The 2711-nt window shown below is 68.0% G+C and carries 3 protein-coding genes; 2 read left to right on the top strand and 1 reads right to left on the bottom strand.

The genetic code is table 11. The features are described 5' to 3' along the window. Positions 1–695 (bottom strand): arginase family protein (locus ABI385_RS06170; protein WP_348102872.1); only part of this gene is annotated, 695 nt, incomplete at its 3' end. Positions 696–806: 111 nt separating this feature from the next. Here ABI385_RS06170 and ABI385_RS06175 point away from each other — a divergent pair. Both ABI385_RS06175 and ABI385_RS06180 read left to right on the top strand, forming a co-directional pair. Continuing rightward, the gene (locus ABI385_RS06175; protein WP_348102873.1) at positions 807–2276 is read left to right on the top strand and encodes a DUF222 domain-containing protein; all 1470 of its coding nucleotides are present in this window, start codon (positions 807–809) and stop codon (positions 2274–2276) included. A gap of 239 nt (positions 2277–2515) precedes the next feature. After that, positions 2516–2711, top strand: a 196-nt coding sequence (locus ABI385_RS06180) for a hypothetical protein (RefSeq protein ID WP_348102874.1), incomplete at its 3' end; no start/stop codon positions are given.

A 2711-nucleotide genomic window follows, 5' to 3' on the forward strand; every position in this document is an offset into this window, starting at 1 on the left:
ATCGAGATCGCCATCGCTTCGGTCAGGCACTCGTCCAGCCCGCGGTGGCCGATCTCGGTCATCTCATAGGACCGCATCCCCTGCTCGGCCATCCAGCGCAACGTGGCAGGACCGGGCCAGTAGCCTCGCAGGCCGATCTGCAGGAAGCGGTCACCGCGCAGCGCACCAGACTCGATCAGCCGCCGCATCGGCTGACCGTGCCCCCACAGCGAGCCGAACGAGATGTCTCCGGTGTCGGCGTGCGCGTCGAAGTGGATCATCGACACCCGCCCGTGTCCGAGGACGTTCGCGACGCCCTTGGCGTCCGGGAAGGCGATCGAGTGGTCGCCACCGAGGATGACCGGGATCGCGCCCGACCGGGTGACCTTCTCGACGGCGGCCTCGAGCGCCGGGAGGGCCGCCTCGATGTCACCCGAAAACATCTCGACGTCGCCCGCGTCGACCACCCGCAGGTCGCGCAACCCGTCGGTACGCAGCGCCAACGAGGGCCGAGACCCGTCGTGAGGCAGATAGTCGGTCGTCCGTATCGCCTGTGGCCCGAACCGGGCGCCCGGCCGGTGCGAGGTGCCCCCGTCGAACGGTGCTCCGAGGATCACGACGTCACACCCCGCGTACGTGCTCTCGTCGTCCAGATCGCACCGGTCCACGCCCAAGAAGGTGACGTCAGGGCCGTACTGCGCACCGTAGCGGGTCATGCGGACACCTTATCGCCGGCGGATCTGAGATGACGAAACTTGTTGCGAGACAATGTTTTTGGTTGATCTGGTGCTTGACAAGGACGGTCGCAGCCGGCTATAGTCGTACACATGTTCGACAAGTCACCCAGCGGTCTCGACGCCTTCGCGTCGCGACTGGTGCGCGTCGACCGCGACCTGTCGGATGCGGAGCGGGTCGACCGGCTGGCTGCCCTGGAGCGGGTCAAGGCAGCCTGCGCGGCAGCGCAGGCACGCCTCACCGTGGACCTCGCCGAGTCACAGGAAGAGGTGGCCGGAGCCTGGCGGCAGCGCGCCAAAGAGTGCGCCGACGTGAACGACTTCGAAGGGTGGCGGGCGGCTCGGGAGAGTGCGAGGCGTGCGTCAGTCGTCACGGCGGACTCGACCGGACAGGCGCGAACGCGATCCCGGAGTCGGCGTCTCGGGTCGGAGCTCGGGGTGGCGGGACAGGTCGCCCTCGCTCGACGTGAGTCGCCCTCGAGCGGAGCTCGGCATCTGACCCTGGCCCTGCGGCTGGTGCGGGACCTCCCGATGACGCTCGCTGCGCTGGAAACCGGACTGCTCAGCGAGTGGCGGGCGGAGCTCGTGGCGCGTGAGACGGCGGTGCTGTCCGCCGAACAGCGGAGGGCGGTCGACGCCGAGCTGTTCGAGGGCATCGGTGCCGACCAGGTGGGAGCCCTGGGCGACCGCGAGCTGGCTCGGCGGGTGCGTGCGATCGCCTACCGGTTGGACGCGGAGTCCGTGATGGCTCGCTGTCGGGGCGCCGAGAAGGAGAGGCGTGTGTCGATCCGGCCGGCACCGGACACGATGACCTACGTCACGGCATACCTGCCGGTAGCCCAAGGGGTTGCCCTGCACTCAGCGCTGACCGTGGCTGCCGCGACCGCGAAAGCCGCAGGCGACGATCGGTCCCGAGGACAGGCCATGGCCGACACGCTCGTGGAACGGGTCACCGGCCAGGCATCGGCTGCGGCCGTCCCGGTGGAGGTGCAGGTCGTCATCACCGACCGGGCACTGCTGACGAACGCGTTCGGCAGCGGCGATGACACACCCGCCCAAGTGCCGGGCTACGGAACCGTTCCGGCGGCGTGGGCCCGCACGCTGGTGCGCGGCAGCCAGGAGGCGGCCGCGAGAGTGTGGCTGCGCCGGCTCTACACCCACCCCGACGACGGCACCCTTGTTGGCATGGAGTCGACGAAACGACTGTTCGAGGCAGGGCTGCGTCGGTTCCTCGTCGCCCGTGACGGCACCTGCCGCACCCCATGGTGCGATGCGCCGATCCGCCACCTCGACCATGTTGTCGACCACGCGTCCGGCGGCCCGACCACCGCCGACAACGGGCAGGGCCTCTGCGTGCGGTGCAACCACATCAAGCAGCTCCCGGGCTGGCGAGCCCGACCGGAACCGGACCCGCCTTCCCTCGAGTCGCGTCCGCATACCGCAGTCACCACAACACCGACCGGGCACTCGTATGCCTCTCAGGCGCCACCGGTACTACCGGGCTACGCGGGCCGTGCGGACAGTATGCTCGAACGTCACCTCGAGATCCTGATCGTCGCCTGACGTCCGGTGTCGGCATGCCGGTCTCGAGAAAGCGGCTTTACCGTCTCCTGAGATCCGGCCTCGCCCCGTCCTACGCCAGTAAATCGTCACCCGGCTTCAGATGGGGCGACTGCATCAACCTGAAGTATTCCCATCGACCGTGAACGAGCGCTACCTTCAGTAAAAGCGGCGATCGACGCTCAAGCACAGAACTCAGAGAATGGGCCAGCGCCGACCTATCGATCTCTCAAGGTGGCTTAATGACCGAGCAATACAAGCCGGGTGATGTGGTGAACGGTCACCGCTTGACTGACGACATGCGCTGGGTCCCAGCGATAGATCCTTCCGCCCTGCCCCTGGAGGGGCCGACGCCGGGTCGGGCTCCGTCCATCTCTCTGTCGCCAGACGCCGCTCTGGCACCGGCCATCCAGTCAAAACCCAAGTCCTCGGTATTGC

Origin of the sequence: Lapillicoccus sp., from assembly GCF_039935575.1 — a bacterium.
In the GTDB taxonomy this organism is placed as follows: Bacteria; Actinomycetota; Actinomycetes; order Actinomycetales; family Dermatophilaceae; genus Lapillicoccus.

What these genes read in the sequence shown, in the direction of transcription:
- ABI385_RS06175 (WP_348102873.1), top strand. Translation starts at nt 807, where the DNA reads ATGTTCGACAAGTCACCCAGCGGTCTCGACGCCTTCGCGTCGCGACTG.